15 protein-coding genes are annotated in these 17181 nt (G+C 40.1%); 9 read left to right on the forward strand and 6 right to left on the reverse strand.

All coding sequences use genetic code 11. The features are described from left to right. Positions 1-509: 509 nt before the first annotated feature. The 3 genes from L2737_RS18850 to L2737_RS18860 are packed head-to-tail and all read right to left on the reverse strand — an operon-like array spanning position 510 to position 2740. On the reverse strand, positions 510-1259 hold the full coding sequence (locus L2737_RS18850; RefSeq protein ID WP_102527022.1) for a glycosyltransferase family 25 protein: 750 nt from the start codon (positions 1257-1259) through the stop codon (positions 510-512). Positions 1260-1283: 24 nt separating this feature from the next. Further along, positions 1284-1676 carry an FAD synthase family protein gene (locus tag L2737_RS18855; protein WP_102527023.1) on the reverse strand — a complete coding sequence of 131 codons (393 nt, stop codon included), beginning with the start codon at positions 1674-1676 and terminating at the stop codon, positions 1284-1286. After that, positions 1673-2740, reverse strand: a complete 1068-nt coding sequence (locus L2737_RS18860) for a CDP-glycerol glycerophosphotransferase family protein (RefSeq protein ID WP_102527024.1) — start codon at positions 2738-2740, stop codon at positions 1673-1675. Before L2737_RS18860 ends, L2737_RS18855 begins: the two co-directional genes overlap by 4 nt. Before the next feature lie 218 nt (positions 2741-2958). On the opposite strand from L2737_RS18860, the gene L2737_RS18865 reads away from it, so the two are divergent. After that, positions 2959-4074, forward strand: coding sequence for a glycosyltransferase family 9 protein (locus L2737_RS18865; RefSeq protein ID WP_102527025.1), 1116 nt, complete (start codon positions 2959-2961; stop codon positions 4072-4074). Positions 4075-4087: 13 nt separating this feature from the next. Next, positions 4088-4936 carry a glycosyltransferase gene (locus L2737_RS18870; protein ID WP_248956754.1) on the forward strand — a complete coding sequence of 283 codons (849 nt, stop codon included), beginning with the start codon at positions 4088-4090 and terminating at the stop codon, positions 4934-4936. Between the two features lie 20 nt (positions 4937-4956). Here L2737_RS18870 and L2737_RS18875 read toward each other — a convergent pair whose 3' ends face one another. Continuing rightward, on the reverse strand, positions 4957-5994 hold the full coding sequence (locus tag L2737_RS18875; RefSeq protein ID WP_248956755.1) for a glycosyltransferase family 9 protein: 1038 nt from the start codon (positions 5992-5994) through the stop codon (positions 4957-4959). 92 nt (positions 5995-6086) lie between these two features. Between L2737_RS18875 and L2737_RS18880 the strand changes: the two genes are divergently transcribed. Further along, positions 6087-6806, forward strand: coding sequence for a 3-deoxy-D-manno-octulosonic acid kinase (locus L2737_RS18880; protein WP_248956756.1), 720 nt, complete (start codon positions 6087-6089; stop codon positions 6804-6806). Between the two features lie 84 nt (positions 6807-6890). Here L2737_RS18880 and waaA read toward each other — a convergent pair whose 3' ends face one another. Continuing rightward, positions 6891-8165 (reverse strand): lipid IV(A) 3-deoxy-D-manno-octulosonic acid transferase, encoded by a 1275-nt coding sequence (waaA, locus tag L2737_RS18885; protein ID WP_248956757.1) that lies wholly within the window; start codon positions 8163-8165, stop codon positions 6891-6893. 323 nt (positions 8166-8488) lie between these two features. Between waaA and L2737_RS18890 the strand changes: the two genes are divergently transcribed. The 5 genes from L2737_RS18890 (at position 8489) to glpG (ending at position 12913) form a co-directional block, all read left to right on the forward strand. Continuing rightward, on the forward strand, positions 8489-9145 hold the full coding sequence (locus L2737_RS18890; RefSeq protein ID WP_102527029.1) for a TetR/AcrR family transcriptional regulator: 657 nt from the start codon (positions 8489-8491) through the stop codon (positions 9143-9145). Positions 9146-9431: 286 nt separating this feature from the next. Further along, positions 9432-10625, forward strand: coding sequence for a glycine C-acetyltransferase (locus tag L2737_RS18895; RefSeq protein ID WP_248956758.1), 1194 nt, complete (start codon positions 9432-9434; stop codon positions 10623-10625). 10 nt (positions 10626-10635) lie between these two features. Continuing rightward, positions 10636-11661: an L-threonine 3-dehydrogenase gene (gene tdh, locus L2737_RS18900; protein ID WP_229370526.1), complete on the forward strand. Its 1026-nt coding sequence runs from the start codon at positions 10636-10638 to the stop codon at positions 11659-11661. A gap of 107 nt (positions 11662-11768) precedes the next feature. Beyond that, the gene (glpE, locus tag L2737_RS18905; RefSeq protein WP_248956759.1) at positions 11769-12077 is read left to right on the forward strand and encodes a thiosulfate sulfurtransferase GlpE; all 309 of its coding nucleotides are present in this window, start codon (positions 11769-11771) and stop codon (positions 12075-12077) included. Continuing rightward, complete coding sequence (gene glpG, locus L2737_RS18910) at positions 12074-12913, forward strand: rhomboid family intramembrane serine protease GlpG (protein ID WP_248956760.1); 840 nt, start codon at positions 12074-12076, stop codon at positions 12911-12913. The genes glpE and glpG overlap by 4 nt, the downstream gene beginning before the upstream one ends. Before the next feature lie 259 nt (positions 12914-13172). Here glpG and elbB read toward each other — a convergent pair whose 3' ends face one another. Beyond that, positions 13173-13826, reverse strand: a complete 654-nt coding sequence (gene elbB / locus L2737_RS18915) for an isoprenoid biosynthesis glyoxalase ElbB (RefSeq protein ID WP_248956761.1) — start codon at positions 13824-13826, stop codon at positions 13173-13175. Positions 13827-14211: 385 nt separating this feature from the next. Here elbB and polA point away from each other — a divergent pair, with 385 nt between their 5' ends. Beyond that, entirely contained in the window at positions 14212-16974 is a 2763-nt protein-coding gene (polA, locus tag L2737_RS18920) for a DNA polymerase I (protein ID WP_248956762.1), read from the forward strand. Positions 16975-17181: the final 207 nt, after the last annotated feature.

A 17181-nucleotide genomic window follows, 5' to 3' on the forward strand; every position in this document is an offset into this window, starting at 1 on the left:
ATCCAAAAAAGTCAGATTTAAAACAAATACAATGATGGCAGGAAAATTTAGGTTTCAGAGTGGCTAAGAGCCCAAATAATGTATCCGAAGCAACAAGATCTTAATATATAACCTGTATAGATAGTGATAGAGTTTTTCATCCACAGTTATTGAAGAACATCTTAAAAATACAAAACCTCAAAAAGAGTGAGGCTCTCTTCTACATTCATTAAACAGGCAATTTCTGAGAAAATTGCCAACTTACCAGAGGCTCAATATTAATAGAATCGCAAATTGGCTACAAACAGCTCTTCACTCAATTGTACTCAGTAGATGGCTAAGTAAAGTAAAAGGAAGTGAACGTTGTAAGTGGCAACTTTAGTTTTTGGCGTCAAGGTATCCTTGATATCAATAGTTATGTTTTTGTTGGTTTGGGGAGAATATAAAGAGTTTTCTATTCGCCTGATAAATAATGCCATTTTAAATAAGCTAACATACTGTCAAAATGGCATTAATAGAATCTAAGTTAATTATAAAAAAGAAGATAGTTTAGGTATTTTATCTTTGTTCAATCTCACATTTTTTTCAAAACAAATTTTTTGCCATATACGCTTAAATGGATGTTTTTGAACAGTATGACGATTACCTAAATTACAGATTTCACTTTCAAAATTAGCTTCTAATACAGGGTAAGGTCTTACTACGAAGCAAGTTAACGCTTTTTCGTACCAAAACTGTATATCTATATCAATTGGCCTAGTGATCGGTGTGGCGGTGGCTAGCAACTTTTTAGCACCAGAAATCGATACAAACTGTCCACGAGTAGATGAAGGCAACTTTAAGCAAGTCGATAATGAGAATTGCTCAGTCAACTTCATCGTATCAATAACCGCTTTTTGCTTACGCCCATGGCATAGCTTAATATAATCCCAAGAGGAACATAGCTCACTAATACTGTTAATCAATGAAAGTAACTCTTCATTCAATACCGAATCATCTTCTAAAATTAACGCAAAATCTAATTCTTGCTCAACCATCATATTCCAGCAATTAATATGACTCAAGTAACAACCAATCTCACCCACATTTAGTACTTTATCGTATTTCGCTAAATTATCTGATTCGTTAAACACAGCTTGAACTTCGGTTTCACTCAAATCTTTACCATAAACAGCAGGTACTCTCTCATACTCAATATTGAGTTGCTCGAGTTGCTGATGCATAAAAGCCATTCTTTCAGTGCTTTTATCAAGGTTTATTACAAACACTTTAAACTGCATAATGTTTTTCAGTACCTTCCTTGGTTATCTGATTTCTTTTACAACTTCAATAAGCTGAGTCGTAGAAATAGCAGGGGTTCTAGATAAATAGATGACTTTACATAAGTGAGATAAATGATCAAAACGCCCTTCCCAATCATCCCACATAACTAAACAGTCAGCTTTAAAATGAGTAATATAATCTGCTTTTAATTCTAGAGATTTTTCTAAAAACACCTCATCAACACAACTTAATGCAGCTACAATCCGCATTCTATCTCGCTCATCACAAATAGGGTTACGTTGTTTTTTACTAAAGTTGAGAGCATCAGAAGAGACACCTACGGTCAATTTTACACCTTGAGCTTTTGCTCTTTCCAAAATATTAAGATGCCCAATGTGAAACATATCAAATGTTCCAAACGTAATTATGTTCATTGTGACCCTTTTAATAAATAATCAGCAATACGTTGACTACAATGACCATCAACAATACCAACTAGCTCATCAGTATATTGAGCACGCTTTTGAGCAAATTGTTGCGGACAAGAAACTTGCCCATCTACAACCGCTTTTAACTCCGAATAACTTTCTGCATGAGCTGCGACATCAGCATATCGATACAAATCTTGGTCTACACGATTTTTAAACCTAAACTTAAAAATGCCTCGATACGACCACCTCAAATGATAAAAGTCACACCAAACAACAGGCTTATCTAATGCCGCAAACTCAAATAAGGCTGACGAAGCATCACTTATTAGCACATCAGCTGACGCCATAAAGGGAAGTAAGTTTGCTTCTTCAGCCGTCGCAAGATAGACATTAGAAAAAGTTTGCCAATACTCCAATAATGCTTTTTGTTTCTTGTATGAAGGCTTACTTAATGAGAAATAGTGAGGTTTGAGCAAGATATTGTACCCTGAAAACTGCTCAGGCCAATCCTTATTCATCTTTTCAATACTGCTAGGATAAAATGTAGGCGCATATAATAAAGTGGCTTTGCTAGGATCAAGTCCCAATGCAGAGAGTTCTATACCTTTTTCTTCACCCTGAATAATTGGATCTAATTTGGCGTAACCCGTATCAATAAATATTTTTTCAGGAAACATTTCCTGTAGTCGACTTAAGCGATACTGCCCTTCAACAAACCTGACATCAATATCAGACTTAGATACAGTGTAATAGACCGACTTAGGACCTACTCCATGCTGCATAAGCGCAGTTTTTGAGACATCTTTTAATTGAGAAGCTTGCGAAAATGCATTACCAAAAATAACCCAATTAGGCTTTGCCGATAGGTAATGCTCAAGCGCTTGGCTCTCATTTTCGACCCAAACGACATCTAACTTATGTTTAACAACAAGAGAATCTAGAACGTGTTGCTGTTCCTGACTTTTGTATATAACAAAACAGACAGGAATCGCACGCTGCTCAAGTTCTGCAGCTACAGGAAGGTACTGTGGTAAATAATAGGGATGTAAGACATCAAAAATAATCACATTAAACCTTATTTCGTCTGTTAAATTAAGCTCGATAGCAGGTTGAAATTAGTGCTCAGAATAATACCACACATCATCATTGTTAATAATCCTTCGATTTAAAAAATCAGCAAGGATAACCCCTTCATCACACGTAAAGTCACGGTATTAATTTAAAAGTATTCAAATTCAAGGTATCCTTCATAGATAAAATTCAATTACTGAATATACCTATATATATGCCATTAATATCAACTGAACAGCTAACAGCTTGCAAGCGCTTATTGTTTATATCGCCTGTTGCTCTAGGCGACTTTCTTTATTTAAAAACCTTTTTAATCGCCCTAAAGCACCAATATCCTCATATCGAGTTAGATATTTGGTTAGATGACAATCGATGTAACGATGATGCTTGGCGGCTTTCACGCAGTAAAATATTACAGCAGTGGATGGAAGCGGAAGGTGTGTTCAATTTCAGTTATGGTTGTACTGATTCAGCTAAAGCAATGCAATTAAATGTTGAGCAAGCTAAATCTAAACATTACGATATTATTTTCTGCCACTCAGTCAGTAAAAGTCGTCAATATTCAGCTATGGCAAGAGAAATTAGTGCATCGGCATTTATCGTGTCAAGCGTGCCTAAAAGCGCTTCTTATGGTTGGCTAAAAAGTATTATTTTTCGTCATTCAAACCACACCTTTGTTCTCGACGAGAATAGCCTACCTGCAGCTCACCATATCACTGACCGCTATAATAAAATATTTACAGAAGTCTTGGGTCTAACACTCGATAATAATCAACTAATGCCAACCCTTAAGCTGCCTGAATCCATACTGCCTGTAACTCAACATTGGTTACAGCAAAAATTTAGTGCGCCTGAATGTCAGGGAAAATTGCTTTTTTTAAACCACTTGTCGACCAACACTAAAAAAGATTGGCATCTAGAGCAACTTTTTGAATTAATATCAAAAATAGCAGAAAAGGATAACACCCAACGCTTTGTTATCAATGTAACTAAAGAGAACTTTGACGAAGTTAATGATAAAACAGCAAGTTTCGTTGCTACGTCGAAATTGCAGGTTGCTGTATTTACCGTCAATGAACATTTTTTCGAATTACCTTCATTGATTTCACAAGCAGACTTCGTTATCACTGTGGACACGGCTATTTTGCACTTTGCATTTGCAGCCCAGCGCCCATTATTAGCAATGATGCGCTCTAAGAAGCCTTACTGGGCACCACCAGAAACAGCAACATCCCATGTCATGTACGCAACAGAAGGCAAAGGCCATATTTCTGATATTTCTGTAGAGCGTGTTTTTAATCAATATATAGCAATGAATACCAATAGCTAACAAGGTTGCATAAATGAAGAAAGCCATTTTTACACTCGCCATTGGTGAGAACCCAATGTACCGAGCTTCAGTAGCAAGCCTAGAAGCCTACGGCAAAAGAGTGGGTGCTGATGTCATCGTCTCCGACAAGCTGCATTATCCAATTAACGTCAACAACCCTAAGTTTGATGCCAGTCCTGCTTGGTCAGAAAAACTGTATATTACCGAATTACTTAAAGATTATGATCGTGTGCTGTATCTAGATGCCGATATGATTGTCACCCCATGGGCCAGAGACATTTTTGAGCAATACCCTGATACTGACACTGTATATATGTTTAATGAAGGCTGCTATCGAGATAGAAGTGCGCAAGCAGAACAGATAAATAATGTGCTTGGAAACGTTTCATGGCCCAAAGAAGATGATATGACTGTTTATTACAATTCAGGCATGTTCTTAGTTTCGAAAGAAACAGGGCTGTTTGATAATGCCAGCATTGAAGAAATGCAAAAGATCTGTAATGAAGTCAAATTTTACGATCAGACCTATATCAACTACCTTATTCGACGTGATGGAATTAAGAGTGTGGGTGTTGAAGCAGGCTTTAACCGAATGATGCTACTTGGCTATGAAGACTATCAAAAAGCAGACTTCATTCATTATTCAGGCAGAGGCTACCGTCAAAAAGTGCCTATGAGAGAGCTCAAATACATCATTGATTATTGCGATATGTTTAAAGATGTTCTTAGTGAAGCTGAAGTAATCGAATACAAGCAACAAGCTTGGCATTGGTATATGTTGAAGCAACAACGTAAAACTAAGTTACCTATTCCATTGTTAAGCGCCGTATTTGGCCTCTTCCATCCACAGCACAAATATTAATAATAGCCCGCAATAGCGGGCTATTTTTTTATCAGATCATCAAACGATGCGATAACATCTTCAATCTCAATCAAGGCCATTAACTCCTTCCCTTTAGCACGCTTTCCCCATGGAATAACTTGATTGGGAAACTGCTGCACAATCACTGAGTCATAAACACTAACCACATGCTCCTGTGACAAATAAGGGCCGGTTCTGCCAGGGTTTGAATGCGCATATAAGCCAATGACTGGCGTGCCTTGAGTCACCGCCATATGTGCAGGGCCGGTATCGGGAGCAATAACGACTGAAGCATTTTTTAATAAGGCTAACAGTTGAGTTAATGATGTTTGGCCAATGAGATTTTCTAAAGACGTATTAGCACAGTCCAAAATTGCTTTAGCAAGGCTGACTTCGAGCTCGCTTGGGCCGCCACACAACAATACTCGATAGCCTTGTATGACCGCATAATCAGCGACGGCTGCGTAACGCTCTGGTAGCCAGTTACGTTCTGCTTTGCTTGCCGCTGGGCATACAATTAACACTTTTTCGCCAGGCTTAATCACTTCATTCGCAAATGCACTATCCGCTTCAGTGACAGGGATATTCCAGCGTGGAGTTAAGTCTTTAACGCCAATGGCTTTAGCAAACCCCATAAAACCATCTAACACATGAGGTGTTGCTAATGGCTCAACTGCGTGATTTGTCACTAACCATTGGCCTTCTTTAGCGCGAGCTTTATCGAAACCAATCCTAACCTTTGCAGAGATCATTAGCGATGCGATTGTTGCTCTGAGTGCGACCTGCATATGTAATAACACATCAAATTTATGAGATGCTAAGTCTTTACGTAACTTAGGGTAACTACGCCAGCCCTGCGACTTATCAAAAATGACAAACGTGACGCCTGGCAAATGCTTAAGCAGTTGATATTCAATCTTGCCAATCACCCAAGTGATCTGCAGATGAGGATATTGCTTCTGAATCGCTTGCACCATCGCCACAGCATGGCACACGTCACCAATTGCCGACAAACGCAGTAAACATAAGGATTTCATAGATGCAAAGTCTGCTTTCATGAGTGCAATTAACCTGAGTAAGTACAAGAGTTCGATCTTAATGTAGAATACGCTTTATAGCCACCGACAAATCAAAGCTTTGTAATCCACTTATGCAAATAAAATCAACAAACAATGGTGTTATCGCTTGGTGCGATGAAATTGCTCAAACACTAACTCCTGACCATTTTCGTCCAGAATATTGGCAGTCCAATGATGCGATAATTGGCCAATCAAAAGGCCGTTATACAACTTGGTTTGTTGAATACCAAACTCAACAATGGGTTTTACGCCATTATTGGCGTGGCGGCTTAATAGAAAAATTCAGCAAAGATGCCTATATATTTACAAGTATGAAGCGTACTCGAGCGATTGCTGAATTAGCTATTTTAGAGACGCTTTTTCAAGAAGGGTTCCCAGTCCCAAGACCGATTGCTGCCAATGTTGAGCGTTTTGGTATTTGGTATCGAGCAGACTTATTTATTGAGCTAGTCAAAGGTGCTGATGACTTAGTCGCACTCTTGTCAAAATCCACATTAACGGATGAGCAATGGCAGCGACTTGGGCAAACCATTGCAAAATTTCATGCTCGGGGTGTGTATCATGCCGATTTAAATGCTAAAAATATCTTATTTGCTGATGATCAGTTTTATCTTATCGACTTTGACCGAGGCGAACTAAAACCCCCTAATACAAAATGGCAGCAAGCAAATATAAGTCGTTTATTACGTTCATTTAATAAAGAAAAAACTAAGCTTGCCAGTCTTAACTTTAGTGACAATAATTGGCAAAGCCTACTCGCGGGCTATCAGCAAATTATCAATAACTCTTAATTAATCCATTCCCTCTTTAATGGCTTTGGATGCAATTATAGCTGTTGCTACCTAAGTATTATTGCCCGCTATTACGTGAATCATTCAGCTCAGTTGGTTTTCAATGACATTGACTTGCTTATCTAATGCTCCGCGATTTTGTGACACCACTTGCAAACTCGCTTTTGCAGCAAGTTCATAGCGCTGCGGATCTTCTAATAAGTCTAAAACATGGTTGGCTAAGCTATCCTCATCTGTGATCACTTCTAACCCACCAGCATTGACTAATAATTGTGTAATTTCTGCAAAATCCCAATGGTGCGGGCCAACACTAACTGGTAACCCCATCGCAGCTGGCTCAAGCGGGTTATGACCGCCATTTTCAATGAGCGTACCACCAATAAATGCAAAGTCAGCGCAGCCGTAGAGCATCAGCAACTCTCCCATGGTATCGCCAAGTAATACTTGCACACCTTCAGTAACTGCTTGATTCATACTTCGTCTTGAAAGAGTTAGTCCTTGCTGTGTCGTCGTCACTGCTGCGACATTGAACTGCTCAGGGTGTCTAGGCGCCATAATCAATAAGGCGTTGGGATATTTAGCTAACACTTGCTGATGTGCTTTGAGCATAATTTCAAACTCACCAGGATGTACACTACCTGCAACCCATACTGGCACGTCATTTCGTTGCCATTCAGAGCGAAATGCTTTCGCTTGTAGGTGCTTACAGTCGTCAATGTGTAAATCAAACTTCAAGCTGCCACAAACGGTAATTTTTTCAGGTTTCACGCCTAAAGACTCAAAGCGCTCGCATTCTCGTTGTGTTTGAACCGCAATGGCATCAAGTGACGCTAGCATCGGCTGGCTTAAACCTGCTTGTTTTAAGTATTTAGCCGCCGACTTTGCCGATAAACGTGCATTTGCTAGAACAATCTTAGCTTGTTGCTGTTTAGCAAAATACACCAAGTTTGGCCAAAGCTCTGTTTCCATAATGATACATAGCTTAGGCTGCACTTGACGCAAAAAGCGTTTTACGCAAACACTGATATCAAAGGGTAAATAGCAATGTTGAACTCGCCCATTTAAATGGTCAGAAAATGCTTTTACTACTTCAGCTGAACCTGTCGGGCTAGTGGTAGTAATAATGAAGCTTAATTCTGGGTGAGCGGCCATAAGTTTTTTTATCAGTGGAATTGCCGCTAATGTTTCCCCCATAGACACACTATGAATCAACACATCGGCTTGAGATAATCGAGTTAGCCCAAATCGTTCGCCCCAACGTTTGCGATAATCAGGACTTTTAATACTACGAAAGCCCAAATACAACACCACAAGAGGTGAAAGAAGATACAGTAATACAGAATATAGGCCACGAGTCATGAAAGAGTGCTTAATCAATTTTGCTTGTCAGATAAACACAATGTTAACATAAACCTAAACCACATAAATATGTGATCATTCAACATAAACTCAACTCAGTGAACTAGGTTGGATAAGCATAAAAAAGTCAGGCTCAGACTAGGCTATAGAGACTTGCAGAGATATTGTTGGATGGTGTTAAGCAACCCTCGATATGAAAGCTTGCCAGCATCTGAACTGACCAGATATTGATGTCGTTTGGTATAACATTCATAAGGATATGCGCTAAGCGTCGTATTGAGTCATCAAGACTCCTGTATTTAGCAATGATAATTGGAATCGATATGAAAACCCGCGATAAAATAGTTTTTGCCAGTCTTGAACTCTTTAACGAACATGGTGAACGTAATATCACCACCAATCATATTGCAGCGCACCTCAATATCAGCCCAGGTAATCTTTATTATCATTTTCGAAATAAAGAAGACATTATTAACTCAATTTTTGCCTTATACGAAAGTCACCTCGAGTCTGGTTTTAAGCCTTACGAAGACACAACGGTTGATATTGAGTTACTAATGGGTTACTTCGATGCCATGTTTTATACCCTGTGGCAATTTCGATTCATGTACGCCAACCTCGCCGATATCTTAAGCCGTGACGAAGCATTAAAAGCCCGCTACCTAACTGCGCAAGAACAAGTGCTGAGTCGCTCAAGCAATGTATTAAGAAAATTAATCAGTGATGGTTTCCTTGAAATTGAAGACGAAAAAGTCACTGCATTAGCTGACACGATTAAAATGATGGTGAGCTTTTGGATTAGCTACCAACTCACTCAATCAAGCACGTCAACCATCACTAAAGCAACCCTTTATGAAGGCTTGCTACGGGTATTGATGATATTCAAGGCGTATTCTACACCTGGCTCAGAGGCAACCTTTACCCGCCTTGAACAACACTATTTAGATGTTGCTTCGCAAGAGCGTGACGCCGCTGCGTAAAGCCTGAAAATGCCACTTATCCACCAGCACATACTAACCGCCTTTTTACGACTAAAATAGAGTCATAAAAGGCGGCCTTCCATTTTGTTAACATATTAAGTCATTCATTAATCAGCACTTAGCTATAGCTTGTTACTGATTAGTATATCTAATGTGAAAACAGCTCTAGCCCTAATCATTTTTATGTTGCTATTCAGGTTAAAAAAAACACTGTAGAGCCATTAAAATTAAGGTTAGAATGCCGCCAAGCGATTTCCATATTAAAACTATATTTAGGAGAAATCAGGTGGCCTCTACCTCATTTTACGACCGTATAAATCAACAACTTGTCGATGTTAAAGCTGAAGGCTTATATAAGAGTGAACGTGTCATCACTTCCGCCCAACAAACAGCCATTAACGTAAATAGTGAAGAAGTCATTAACTTCTGCGCCAACAACTATTTAGGTCTTGCGAATCACCCTGAATTAATTAATGCAGCTAAAAACGGTTTAAGCAGCCATGGATTCGGTATGGCGTCAGTTCGTTTCATCTGTGGTACCCAAAATATCCACAAGCAACTAGAAAATAGCCTCAGTGACTTTTTAGGCATGGAAGATACTATTTTGTATTCTTCTTGTTTTGATGCCAACGCTGGTCTGTTTGAAACCTTGCTGGGTCCTGAAGATGCGATTGTGTCGGATGCATTGAACCATGCATCCATTATTGATGGCGTGCGTTTATGTAAAGCCAAGCGCTTCCGCTATGCCAACAATGATATGAGCGACCTTGAAATACAGTTAAAAGCAGCAAAAGAAGCTGGAGCAAGAGATATCCTGATTGCTACAGATGGCGTGTTCTCAATGGACGGTGTCATTGCTAACTTACAAGGCGTTTGTGACTTAGCCGATAAATATGGCGCGCTTGTGATGGTTGATGATTCGCACGCTGTTGGTTTTGTCGGTGACAACGGCCGTGGTACCCATGAATTCTGCGAAGTAATGGATCGTGTAGACATTATTACCGGTACATTAGGTAAAGCATTAGGTGGTGCTTCGGGTGGTTTCACGTCTGGTAAAAAAGAAGTCATTGATTGGTTACGTCAACGCTCGCGCCCATACTTATTCTCTAATTCACTCGCTCCTTCTATTGTCAGTGCATCAATTCATGTATTGGAAATGCTCAAAACAGGCCACGCATTACGTGAAGCCGTATGGGAAAATAGCCGTTACTTCCGTGAAGAAATGACTAAAGCTGGCTTTACTTTAGCAGGTGCAGATCATGCCATTATCCCTGTGATGATTGGTGATGCTAAATTAGCCGGTGACTTCTCAAACCGTCTGTTAGCTGAAAACATCTATGTTGTTGGTTTCTCATTCCCTGTAGTACCAAAGGGACAAGCCCGTATCCGTACGCAAATGTCTGCGGCGCATACCCGTCCTCAAATCGATAAAGCGATCGAAGCCTTTACCCGTATTGGTAAAGAGATGGGCATAATTTAAGGTCGATATGATGAAAGCATTAAGCAAATTAAAGCCTGAAGAAGGCATCTGGATGGTGGATGCACCTAAGCCAGAAATGGGTCATAACGACCTATTGATTAAAATCCGCAAAACCGCCATTTGTGGCACTGATGTTCATATCTACAACTGGGATGAATGGTCACAAAATACTATTCCTGTACCTATGGTTGTTGGCCACGAATATGTCGGTGAAGTGGTTGATATGGGCCAAGAGGTCCGCGGCTTTACTGTTGGCGACCGTGTTTCAGGTGAAGGCCATATTACTTGTGGTCATTGCCGTAACTGTCGTGGCGGCCGCACTCATTTATGCCGTAACACTTCTGGTGTTGGTGTAAACCGTGATGGCGCCTTTGCTGAATACTTGGTTATCCCTGCATTTAATGCATTCAAAATTCCTGATGATATCTCTGATGATTTAGCGTCTGTATTTGACCCATTTGGTAATGCAGTACACACAGCACTATCATTTGATGTTGTTGGTGAAGATGTATTAATTACTGGTGCAGGTCCTATCGGCATTATGGCGGCTGCAGTATGTAAGCACGTTGGCGCACGTCATGTGGTCATTACTGATGTGAATGAATATCGCCTCGATTTAGCCCGCAAAATGGGTGCGACTCGCGCAGTTAACGTTGCCAAAGAAGATCTTAAAGATGTCATGAATGATTTGGGCATGACAGAAGGCTTTGATGTTGGCCTAGAAATGTCTGGTGTGCCATCAGCGTTTCATTCTATGCTCGATACCATGAATCACGGCGGCAAAATTGCCATGCTGGGTATTCCTGGTGGTGAAATGGCTATTGATTGGAGTAAAGTTATCTTTAAAGGACTTATCCTTAAAGGTATTTATGGCCGAGAAATGTTTGAAACTTGGTACAAAATGGCCAGCCTTATTCAATCTGGTTTAGATTTATCGCCAATTATCACTCATCATTTCGCAATTGATGACTTCCAACAAGGCTTTGATGCTATGCGTTCGGGCCAATCAGGAAAAGTGATTTTAAACTGGGATTAATTCCCGATTATAAATTGCCGCAATAATAAAGGGGTTGTATCTATACAGCCCCTTATTAGATACTTCAGTTATCTTCTTAATCTCATTTCAAACAGCAGCGGTATAGCATGAGCACTTTCAAGCACCTTTCAATTAACGAACTTATCCATATGACAGCAGAATCTGATGATATCCAAATCGTCGATATTCGTGATGCGACCAGTTATGCTGCTGGTCATATTAAGACTTCTATTCATCTCACCAATGAAAACATTGCCAACGTTATTGCTGATGCAGATATGGATAAACCACTTGTCGTGGTGTGTTATCACGGTATTAGTAGTCAAGGTGCGGCTGGGTATCTTATCGAACAAGGCTTTGATGACGTTTATAGTCTTGATGGCGGTTTTACCGCTTGGAGTGAAGCGCACGCATGATTGAAATCGGCCAACTACCCCACGCAAGAGCAGCGCAAGCCTTTATCGACTACTTAAAAGGTCTAGATATTGAGTGCGTGCCTATCGTAAATGAGCATGGTGTAGCATTGGTCGTTTATCAACAAGATAAAGCTGAGCAAGCTCGCTATGAATTTGAGCAGTTTAAACAAAATCCATATCAGAAAAAGTATTTAGAAGCCTCGTGGGACAATGGTTCCACTCAAACCAAACTAGATTACGGTTCCTCTTCCTTAGGGCTGATTCAACAGTTCATTACTGGAGCAGGACCACTCACTTTAGTTACCTTTTTTGTATGTGTTGCCGTTTTTGCTGCAATGAACCTTGGTTTTGCTAACCAAGTTTTCAGCCAATTATCATTTTTTGGTGCGGTGCCAAACAGCGACTTTAGCCAAGTATGGCGCGTATTCACCCCGAGCTTGATGCATTTCTCAGCGATGCATCTTCTCTTCAATTTACTCTGGTGGTGGTATTTAGGCGGTAAAATTGAAACCAAACTCGGCACTCGGCCATTAATGATTCTATTACTTGTAGCAGGCAGTCTGCCCAGCTTAGTCCAGTACATGATGACGGGGCCAAACTTTGGTGGTTTATCAGGCGTAGTATACGCCGTGGTTGGTTACACCTGGATTATGGGCCAACGTGCACCAGAGTCTGGCATCGGCATTCCAAATAGCTACATGACATTTATGTTGATTTGGTTAGTACTTGGTTTTACCGATCTACTCGGCATGCCTATAGCGAACGGAGCTCATATTGGTGGCTTGCTTGTGGGGTTAGCTCAAGGGGCATTTGATAGTCGTAAACGATCCAGATAACGACTAAATTATCGCTATCTTGAACACCACTAAAGCGCTGTTAAACAATAAAATAAGCAACCCAAAATATCAGCGCTCCAAAGGTTGCCCCTGAGATAAAAGCCATCGTCGTTGAGGAGTTTTGTATAGTTCGTTTCATATTGCTTCCTTGCTTATGACTAATTGAGTTAACCTGACTTCAGATAAATATTTATCAGTATTTATCTGAAGTTTGGTGCTTGAAGCGGTTTATGTTTATACCAAATTGCTACTAAGCTGACTATGTCATCTTTAAAACCTGATCCACTAACTTTTCTATTCCTATATTTGCGTCAGCAATAGAATTCGCCAACATATAGGCCGGTGTTGAAACAACAAGATTATCCATATCAACCACAATATCTTCCACTGTTGCATCAACATGCTGCCCACCCATTTCGGTATAGGCTTGCGCAGTACCAGAATCATTACCAATGGTGCCTTTAACGCCACTTTTAAAAATAGCTGGCATCATCACTGGTGCAATACACATAAAACCCATCGGCTTTTTAGCTAAGGCAAATTCTTGAATAAAGGATTCAACCTCAGGATGCAATTTGCTAGCGCTACCAGCAACGGCAAAATCACATAGGTTTTTAGCTGCCCCAAAACCACCAGGTACAATAAGTGCGTCAAATTCGCTAATATTAAGCTCGGTAATATTACTCACTTCACCACGAGCTAATCGGGCAGATTCCTGAAGTACATTGCGCGTTTCTTCAGCGCTAACTTCCCCATTTAAATGATTTACGACGTGCATTTGTTCAATATCAGGTGCAAAACATTGATAGTTCACACATGCTTTAGATAAAGCCAATAGCGTTAATACCGATTCATGGATTTCTGCGCCATCATAAACACCGCACCCACTGAGTAGTACTGCAATATTTTTCATTTCTGATCCTTTGAATAGCGATTAATTTAACTTTTTTTAAACAAATCTATTGATCTGATTAAAAAACATGCTAACTTAGTTTCTCGAATTTGTTTCACGGTTTAAAAACTGTACCAAATAATCGAGTAAATCAATAAGAATATTAAAAAAGTCCACATATTCGGAATATTTTTTAAAACTACAATTTAACTCACAAAAATATTAAAAAACGTAAAAAATCATAAAGTTAAGAGTTTTATTCCCAGTCGTAATTAAAACCACCTTAGATGATAAATTAATTCACTCACAGACTTATCCACAGGCTGAGGGTTAATTTTCCGTGGCCGAAAATCCTTGTATGTGGCATTCTAAGGCCATCTCAGAATACTGAACATGAAAATAGACTATGCCAACAATCCCCAATAACCCACTCGTCCTTGTGGATGGTTCTTCTTATCTTTATCGCGCATTTTATGCACCACCACATTTGACTAATTCTAAAGGCGAAGCAACTGGTGCTGTTTACGGTGTAGTCAACATGCTTCGTAGCTTAATGAGCCGATATAACCCAAGTCATATTGCAGTTATATTCGATGCAAAGGGCAAAACATTTCGTAATGACATGTATAGCGAATATAAAGCTCAGCGCCCACCAATGCCTGATGACTTACGCAGTCAAATTGAACCTTTGCATGCCATCATTCACGCCTTAGGTTTGCCATTAATCTGTATTCCAGGTGTTGAAGCTGATGATGTCATTGGTACTATTGCGCTTAAGGCCAGTAAAGAAGGTCGAGCAACCCTGATTAGTACGGGTGATAAAGATATGGCTCAACTTGTTGATGAGCATGTCACCTTAATTAACACCATGACAGATACCATAATGGGACCAGCTGAAGTCACTGAAAAATTTGGTGTCGGACCAGAACTCATTATTGACCTGCTTGCCATGATGGGTGATAAAGCCGATAACATTCCGGGCTTACCTGGCGTTGGTGAAAAAACGGCATTAGCAATGCTAACGGGTGTAGGTGGAGTCGATAAGCTTATTGCAAATCCAGAAAGCGTTTTAGATGTGACTTTCCGTGGTTCTAAAACCATGCCTAAAAAGATTGAAGACAATAAAGAGATGCTGCAACTCTCATACGATCTCGCCACAATCAAAACAGATGTGGAATGGGATGATGATTGGGCACCATTAGAGATTAAGCCGCAAAACCGTGATGAGCTGGTTAAATTATTTGGCGAAATGGAGTTCAAACGTTGGTTAGCCGAAGTATTAGATAATAAATCAGGCTTCTCAGCTGCTAATTCAAGCACAACAACTGAAGACACTCCACCAGCCGCTCCAACAATTGAAGCAGAATACGAAACGATTCTTACTGAAGCCGATTTAGCTAAATGGGTTGCTAAATTATCTAAAGCGGACTTAATTGCTGTAGATACAGAAACCACCAGCCTAAATTATATGGAAGCGAAGCTCGTCGGTATCTCTTTCGCTGTCGAAATCGGAAAAGCCGCATACCTGCCATTGACCCATGATTATTTAGATGCACCAGAACAACTCCCTGTTGAATACGCGCTAGAACAATTAAGACCTATATTAGAAAGTGATAGCATCAAAAAAGTGGGTCAAAACCTTAAGTATGACATCAGCATCTTTGCTAATGCAGGCGTTTCACTTAAAGGTGTCCGTTTTGATACGATGCTCGAATCATACGTATTTAACTCAGTAGCATCTCGTCATGATATGGACGGTTTGGCACTTAAATATTTAGGCCACAAAAATATCAGTTTTGAAGAAATCGCAGGTAAAGGGGCTAAACAACTCACCTTTAATCAAATCGATTTAGACACGGCCAGCCCTTATGCTGCTGAAGATGCTGACATCACCCTTCGATTACATGAGCACCTATGGCCAAGAGTAGAAAAAGAACCTTCTCTTACATCTGTATTTAATGAGCTTGAATTACCGCTTATTCAAGTCTTGTCAGATATCGAACGTCAAGGTGTATTAATTGATAGCATGTTACTAAGTCAGCAAAGTGATGAATTGGCACAGAAGATTGATGAGCTTGAAACCAAAGCCTATGACATTGCTGGCGAGAAGTTTAACTTAAGCTCTCCTAAGCAGTTACAAGCTTTGTTTTTTGAAAAACTCGGATACCCGATCATCAAAAAAACCCCAAAAGGTGCGCCGTCAACTGCTGAGGATGTACTCATTGAGCTTGCATTAGACTACCCACTACCAAAGCTGATTTTACAACACAGAAGCCTGTCTAAACTTAAAAGCACTTATACTGATAAGCTACCGTTAATGGTGAACTCAGAAACGGGTCGTGTGCATACCAGTTATCACCAAGCGAATGCGGCCACGGGGCGTTTATCATCAAGCGAGCCAAATTTGCAAAACATCCCAATTCGAACTGAAGAAGGTCGCCGCATTAGACAAGCCTTTATCGCCCCTGAAGGTCGTAAAGTGTTAGCTGCCGATTATTCTCAAATCGAGCTGCGCATTATGGCGCACCTTTCACAAGACGAAGGGTTATTAACCGCCTTTGCCGAGAATAAAGATATTCATAAAGCCACAGCAGCTGAGGTATTTGGTGTTCACTTTGAAGAAGTGACCACCGAGCAAAGACGCCGTGCCAAAGCGGTTAACTTTGGTTTGATTTACGGTATGTCAGCCTTTGGTTTAGCAAAGCAATTAGATATTCCGCGTAAGGAAGCACAAACTTATATCGATACTTATTTTGCCCGTTACCCTGGTGTCCTTAAATATATGGAAGACACCCGTGCATTAGCGGCTGAAGTCGGTTACGTAGAAACACACTATGGCAGACGTTTATACCTTCCTGATATTAAGGATAGAAATGCTATGCGCCGCCAAGCTGCTGAACGAGCAGCGATTAACGCACCAATGCAAGGTACGGCTGCAGACATCATCAAAAAAGCCATGATTAATATTGATCAATGGATCAAGAATGACACCCATGGTGAAATCACTATGATGATGCAGGTTCACGATGAATTAGTTTTTGAAGTCGAAGAAGCGCAAGCTGAGTCACTTAAAGCAAAAGTGTGCGAATTGATGGCACAAGCGGCCACTTTAGATGTCACCCTATTAGCAGAAGCAGGTCTTGGTGATAACTGGGATGAAGCTCATTAATATGCCCATTTGATCCTGCCTTTAAGCAGGAAAATAAGCTGTTTCACTTTAAGAAATAAACAATCCCGTAGTTTTGCAACTATGGGATTGTTGTTTTTAGGCCTAAAAAACACCAACAAGGTGAAAAATACACCTTCAAATGTGGCAAACTTCACATTATTGTTCATTTTTACAAAATACAGTTTTTCATTTTAAGGCTAATGAAGT

The sequence above is a fragment of the Shewanella electrodiphila genome (assembly GCF_023283985.1).
Classification (GTDB): domain Bacteria; phylum Pseudomonadota; class Gammaproteobacteria; order Enterobacterales; family Shewanellaceae; genus Shewanella; species Shewanella electrodiphila.